This window comes from Flavobacterium sp., from assembly GCF_043779715.1.
Lineage (GTDB): Bacteria > Bacteroidota > Bacteroidia > Flavobacteriales > Flavobacteriaceae > Flavobacterium.
In genome coordinates, this window is record NZ_JAYWDT010000248.1 from 1 (window position 1) to 5,680 (window position 5,680).

General features: G+C 31.5%; 8 protein-coding genes. 3 read left to right on the plus strand and 5 right to left on the minus strand.

The genetic code is table 11. The features are described from left to right. Positions 1–96 precede the first annotated feature (96 nt). From ACH2BG_RS12060 to ACH2BG_RS12070, 3 genes are read right to left on the minus strand one after another with little or no spacing between them, the layout of a single operon-like run. On the minus strand, positions 97–525 hold the full coding sequence (locus ACH2BG_RS12060; protein ID WP_395047942.1) for a DUF4296 domain-containing protein: 429 nt from the start codon (positions 523–525) through the stop codon (positions 97–99). 4 nt (positions 526–529) lie between these two features. Then, positions 530–1,867 (minus strand): dihydroorotase, encoded by a 1,338-nt coding sequence (locus ACH2BG_RS12065; RefSeq protein ID WP_395047943.1) that lies wholly within the window; start codon positions 1,865–1,867, stop codon positions 530–532. 43 nt (positions 1,868–1,910) lie between these two features. Continuing rightward, positions 1,911–2,636, minus strand: coding sequence for a polyprenol monophosphomannose synthase (locus ACH2BG_RS12070; RefSeq protein WP_395047944.1), 726 nt, complete (start codon positions 2,634–2,636; stop codon positions 1,911–1,913). A 98-nt stretch (positions 2,637–2,734) separates the two neighbouring features. Between ACH2BG_RS12070 and ACH2BG_RS12075 the strand changes: the two genes are divergently transcribed. The 3 genes from ACH2BG_RS12075 (at position 2,735) to ACH2BG_RS12085 (ending at position 5,010) form a co-directional block, all read left to right on the plus strand. Continuing rightward, positions 2,735–3,400: a DUF4271 domain-containing protein gene (locus tag ACH2BG_RS12075; RefSeq protein WP_395047945.1), complete on the plus strand. Its 666-nt coding sequence runs from the start codon at positions 2,735–2,737 to the stop codon at positions 3,398–3,400. 20 nt (positions 3,401–3,420) lie between these two features. Further along, the gene (locus tag ACH2BG_RS12080) at positions 3,421–4,170 is read left to right on the plus strand and encodes a uroporphyrinogen-III synthase (RefSeq protein ID WP_395047946.1); all 750 of its coding nucleotides are present in this window, start codon (positions 3,421–3,423) and stop codon (positions 4,168–4,170) included. A gap of 72 nt (positions 4,171–4,242) precedes the next feature. After that, positions 4,243–5,010 (plus strand): enoyl-CoA hydratase/isomerase family protein, encoded by a 768-nt coding sequence (locus ACH2BG_RS12085; protein WP_395047947.1) that lies wholly within the window; start codon positions 4,243–4,245, stop codon positions 5,008–5,010. 3 nt (positions 5,011–5,013) lie between these two features. Here the strand turns inward: ACH2BG_RS12085 and arfB are convergent, their stop codons facing one another. Both arfB and ACH2BG_RS12095 read right to left on the minus strand, forming a co-directional pair. Next, a complete protein-coding gene (gene arfB, locus ACH2BG_RS12090; protein WP_395047948.1) occupies positions 5,014–5,418 on the minus strand; it encodes an alternative ribosome rescue aminoacyl-tRNA hydrolase ArfB in 405 nt (134 codons plus the stop codon). Further along, on the minus strand, positions 5,418–5,680 hold a 263-nt coding region (locus tag ACH2BG_RS12095), incomplete at its 5' end, for a DUF4301 family protein (RefSeq protein WP_395047949.1). The genes ACH2BG_RS12095 and arfB, both read right to left, overlap by 1 nt.

Consider the following 5,680-nt stretch of genomic DNA (forward strand, 5'->3'; position numbering starts at 1 on the left):
CTTTACATAGTAAAGATGTTTATTCTAATGAAAAAACAATAAAACGATTGGGATATAAATTTCTAGAAGTTGATGTTTATCTAAACTCTTTAAAAACTAACCTCTAACAATAATTTTAGATTTTTTATTTATTTTTGCCAAAGAATCATGCGATTTTTTAATTTTAATTTTCAATTCTTTACTAAGAATTGTATCCATTTGATTTTTTTCCTTTTGTAATCGGTTAGATACATTTTCGAACATTAACTTATAAGTTTCAATATCCGAGGCGAAATATTTGTTATTTTCTACAAATTGCAAACTATCTATTTTGTATTTTTGGTAAATATAAGTTTTCGAATTTATGCTGTTTTTAGTCAGTTTTTCGGGACTATAACTCTTCAGTGCTTGTAACAAAGCCAAATCATACAAGATGTTTTCCATTACCGCTTTGTCTATTGGTTTTGCGGGTTTTGGAATTTCATTTTTATTAGAACAAGCGCTAATAAAAATTAAAATAGATAGTACTAAAATTATTTTCTTCATCATATTATCTGTTAAATTCTAATCGCTTACCGCAATGAATTTCTTTGGTTTTAAAGTTATGAAAAACTAATTCTCCATTTACAAAGGTGTGTGTAACTCTCGATGTAAATGTAAAATCTTCAAACGGCGACCAACCACATTTGTATAAAATATTGTCTTTGTTTACGCGCCAAGGCATTCCCGTGTTTACAATAGCTAAATCGGCATAATAACCCGTTTTTATAAAACCACGACGGTCTATTTTGAAAATTTTGGCAGGATTGTGTGCTGTTTTTTCGACAATTTTCTCGATTGAAATTTTCCCTTGATGGAAAGCTTCAAACAAAGCGACAACTGCATGTTGTACTAAAGGCCCGCCAGATGGTGCTGTAGTGTACGGATTCTGTTTTTCTTCGAGCGTGTGTGGTGCGTGATCGGTTGCAATAACATCAATTCTATCATCGAGCAAGGCTTTCCACAATGCGTCTTTGTCTGCTTGAGTTTTTACCGCTGGATTCCATTTTATAAGTGTGCCTTTTTTCGCATAATCATCATTGGTAAACCACAAATGATGAATGCAAACTTCAGCAGTAATTTGTTTGTCTTCGACAGGAATGTGCGAAAAAAGCTCGGTTTCTTTTGCTGTCGAAACATGAAAAATATGCAATCTCGCACCTGTTTTTTGTGCCAATGCTACTGCTTTTGATGAAGACAGGTAGCACGCTTCTTCGCTACGAATGAGGTGATGGAATTCCATTGGGATATCATCGCCGTATTCTTCTTTGTATTTTTCTAAATTATTTTTTATCGTTGTTTCGTCCTCGCAATGTACAGCAATAAGCATTTTTGTACTCGAAAATATTTTTTCTAAAACAGCTTCATTGTCAACCAACATATTTCCTGTCGATGAACCCAAGAAAATTTTGATTCCTGCTACATTTTTAGGATTGGTTTTTAGAACTTCTTCTAAATTATCGTTTGTTGCGCCCATCATAAATGAGTAATTTGCATACGATGATTGGGCTGCAATCTGATATTTTTGCTCTAATAATTCTTGAGTTACAGCATTGGGAACTGTGTTGGGTTGCTCGATATAGGAAGTGATTCCGCCTGAAATTGCCGCACGAGATTCTGAAGCGATATCGCCTTTATGAGTAAGTCCTGGTTCACGAAAATGCACTTGGTCGTCTATCATTCCGGGGATTAAATAATTCCCTTCGGCATCAATAATTTTGCAATCGGACGATTTTGGACTTATGTTTTCTCCGATTTCAATAATAAATTCATTTTCAATAAGAACATCGCCTTCAAATATAATTCCTTCGTTGACAATTTTGGCATTCTTAATTAAAACTTGTTTCATTTTTTTGGATTTTGAATTACTAATTATCAATTGATAATTATTTTTATAATCGATTGAAAATTTTTCTTACTCGAAGCATAATTACTCCAAATACAGCTTCTTTGATAATGGCATTACTCATTTTCGATTCGCCTTTTGTTCTGTCAGTAAAAATAATGGGCACTTCGGTAATTTTGAAATTGTTTATAAAGGTACGGTACTTCATTTCTATTTGAAACGCGTAACCGGTAAACTTTATTTTATCTAAATCGATGGTTTCTAAAACTTCTCTTCGGTAACAAATAAAACCAGCTGTTGCATCGTGTATTTTCATTCCTGTAATAAATCGGACATACATCGAGGCAAAATAAGACATTAAAACTCGGTTTAACGGCCAGTTTACAACATTTACACCAGTTACATAACGAGAGCCTATTGCCATTCCTGCTTTGCCTGTATTACAAGCGTTGTATAGTTTTTCTAAATCGGCGGGATTATGTGAGAAATCGGCATCCATTTCGAAAATATATTCGTAATCGTGTTGTAATGCCCATTTGAAACCATGCACGTAGGCTGTTCCTAATCCTGATTTTTCTTTTCTGGTTTCAAGAAATAATCCGTCGCTAAATTCTTGTTGTAGCTCTATTACTTTGTTAGAAGTTCCGTCAGGCGAATTGTCATCAACAATTAAAACATGAAATTTTTTGGGTAACGAAAAGACCGCTCGAATGATAATTTCGATATTTTCTATTTCGTTATAGGTTGGGATTATTACAATTCCGTCTTTCATAATGTAAAATTCTGATGCAAAAATAAGCTTTTTCGCAAATGAGTTTCTTAAATTATTTATAATTAAATAATAGTTTAAAAATTTTGTAATTTTGCACTATGAGTAAAACAGAACTTATTCCTCGAATTGTAGAAAACAAAGATTGGGTAACGATCTTGTTTATTATTGCTTTTGCATTGGTTGTCGTTACTAAAACTGCTTTCGAAAATCGTTTTAGAGATTTTGTAAATTTATTAATTAATGATAAGTATCTAAAAATATACAAAGACAGTAGTAATTTAATGAGTTGGTTTACAATACTTTTGTTTGTTGTCCAGTTAATTTCGATATCGTTTTTTTTGCAATTAGTTTTAAGTTATTTTGGATATACCACCAAAACAAATTGGGTCACATTTATACAAATATTTACTTTTTTAAGCTTTTTTATATTATCAAAATTTTTGATAGAGAAGATTATTGCTACGTCATTTAATATCGAAAATTTTATAGAACAGTTCAATTTGTTCAAAGTAAGCTACAGAACCTATATTGGATTACTATTGTTGCCCGTTAATATAATTATGTATTACACAAGTATTATGAATACTTACGCCATAATTGGCATTATAGTTATATTATTGATAATTAACGCAGTGACTTATTTGGTTTCATTAAAGAATTATCAAAAATTATTATTAAGTAAGTTGTTTTATTTTATTTTATATATTTGCGCACTCGAAATCGCGCCTTATTACTTTATGTATTATATTATTACAAAAAGGTAGCGCATTAGAAAATGTTTAATATGAAAGTGAAAACAATTTTAGTTTCGCAACCTGAGCCAAAGGTTGAAAACTCTCCTTATTTTGAGTTACAAAATAAGCACAAAGTTAAAGTTGATTTCAGACCATTTATTCATGTGGAAGGTGTCTTGGCAAAAGATGTTCGTACACAAAAGATAGATTTGAACAATTTTACGGCTATTATTTTAACCAGTAAAAACTCTGTAGACCACTTTTTTAGAGTGGCTGAAGAAATGCGTTATAAAGTGCCAGAAGACTTGAAATATTTTTGCCAATCGGAAGCGGTGGCATTCTATCTTCAGAAATATGTGGTATATAGAAAACGCAAAATATACGTAGGTCAGAAGGATTTTGTAGATATGTCTACTTTATTCAAAAAATATAAAGACGAAAAATACTTATTACCATCGTCAGATCAACTAAATGCAGATATTCCTCAAACATTAAATAATTTAAAGATAGACTGGCTTCCAGGAACTTTTTATAAAACAGTAATGAGTGATTTGTCAGATTTAAAAGATGTTTACTATGATGTATTGGCATTTTTTAGTCCGACGGGAATAAAATCATTATTTAAAAATTTCCCTGATTTTGAACAAAACAATACTCGAATCGCTGTTTTTGGAAGTACAACTCAAAAAGAAGCTTTAGAACATGGTTTAAGAATAGATATTCTGGCACCAACACCAGAAACACCCTCTATGACAATGGCATTAGAAAAATATGTTTCGGAAGCAAACAAAGGAAAATAAAAATACAACATCTGCTTCGGCGGATGTTTTTTTTAGGTTTAATTTTTATATTTACAGTTCTAAAGAAATCACATGAATACATTAAACCCAAACGGATTTATTGCAACTATAATTGATAATAAAACCGCAACAATTACTTTTAGCCATCCCGCTAGCAATTCTTTTCCTAGTAATTTATTAAAGGATTTAACAAACGAATTAAACTCTTTAAGCGAAAACGAATCTGTTTCGGTAATAGTTTTAAAAAGTGAAGGTAGTGGTGCTTTTTGTGCTGGCGCTTCATTTGACGAATTACTTTCTATAACTAATTTTGAAGATGGTAAACTATTTTTTAGCGGTTTTGCTAATGTGATTAATGCGATGCGAACTTGCAAAAAAATAATTATTGGCAGAGTACAAGGTAAAGCGGTTGGAGGTGGAGTAGGTCTTGCTTCGGCTTGTGATTATGTTTTTGCCACTGATAATGCCTCGGTAAAATTATCTGAAATTGCTATAGGAATAGGCCCTTTTGTAATTGAACCAGCAGTTTCTAGAAAAATAGGAAAAACAGCAATGTCGCAACTTACATTGGCCGCTCATGATTGGAAAAGTGCTAAATGGTCTTTCGAAAATGGATTGTATTCGGAAATTTTTTCTTCAATAGAAGATTTAGATACAAGTTTAGCATTATTTACTTCTAAATTGGCTTCTTATAATCCAGAAGCTTTGCAAGAAATGAAAAATGTTTTCTGGGAGAATACTGCGCACTGGAATACTTTACTCTATGATAGAGCTGCAATTTCTGGGCAATTGGTTTTATCGGAATTCACTAAAAAGGCTTTGAGTGCGTTTAAGAAGTAAAAATTAATCTAAATTTGGTTTCTTTCTATTATTCTTAACTTCAGAAATATTTTTCTTGTCTTTTATTCTTTTTCTAATTACAGATTTTGGGATTTTAGTTGCTTTTCTAATTTTAGGTACTATTAAAGCATTTTTAATTAATTCTAAAAATCTTTTGGTAACAATGGCTTTGTTTTTTAATTGGCTTCGGTCTTCGTCGCAATTTAAAATTAGTATATTCTCAGAAGTCAATCTTGAAGTTAATTTTACCAAAACCAACTCTTTTTCTTCTTCTGAAAGCGCTTTAGAATTTTGTAAATCGAAACTCAAAACCACTTTGCTAGACACTTTATTTACGTTTTGTCCACCAGCGCCAGAACTTCGTACCGCTTTATAAGTTAATTCTGTTATTATTTTTTCCGTTTCCATTATTGTGATTGGTGCGTAGGTTTTAGTAAATCATTTACCGTTTTTACAGGATTGAAAGTAATTAGTGGCACTTCTACAAAAATGCTAAGCCAATTTGCCATAGAGCCGTTCCATAAACCTGGCAATTCGTATGCTTTATAATTTGCTCCGTTTTTATTTTTCTCGACTATAAAGCCACTGTTGTTATCTATAAAATTGTGTAAATTAAATTTTTTACCGTTATAATTTTTAACACCACAAACAATATCAACTGGATTAAAAT

Bases quoted from the DNA above. Each gene is read 5' to 3' on its own strand.
- ACH2BG_RS12060 (WP_395047942.1), bottom strand. From the start codon at position 525: ATGAAGAAAATAATTTTAGTACTATCTATTTTAATTTTTATTAGCGCT.
- ACH2BG_RS12065 (WP_395047943.1), bottom strand. From the start codon at position 1,867: ATGAAACAAGTTTTAATTAAGAATGCCAAAATTGTCAACGAAGGAATT.
- ACH2BG_RS12070 (WP_395047944.1), bottom strand. From the start codon at position 2,636: ATGAAAGACGGAATTGTAATAATCCCAACCTATAACGAAATAGAAAAT.
- ACH2BG_RS12075 (WP_395047945.1), top strand. From the start codon at position 2,735: ATGAGTAAAACAGAACTTATTCCTCGAATTGTAGAAAACAAAGATTGG.
- ACH2BG_RS12080 (WP_395047946.1), top strand. From the start codon at position 3,421: ATGAAAGTGAAAACAATTTTAGTTTCGCAACCTGAGCCAAAGGTTGAA.
- ACH2BG_RS12085 (WP_395047947.1), top strand. From the start codon at position 4,243: ATGAATACATTAAACCCAAACGGATTTATTGCAACTATAATTGATAAT.
- arfB (WP_395047948.1), bottom strand. From the start codon at position 5,418: ATGGAAACGGAAAAAATAATAACAGAATTAACTTATAAAGCGGTACGA.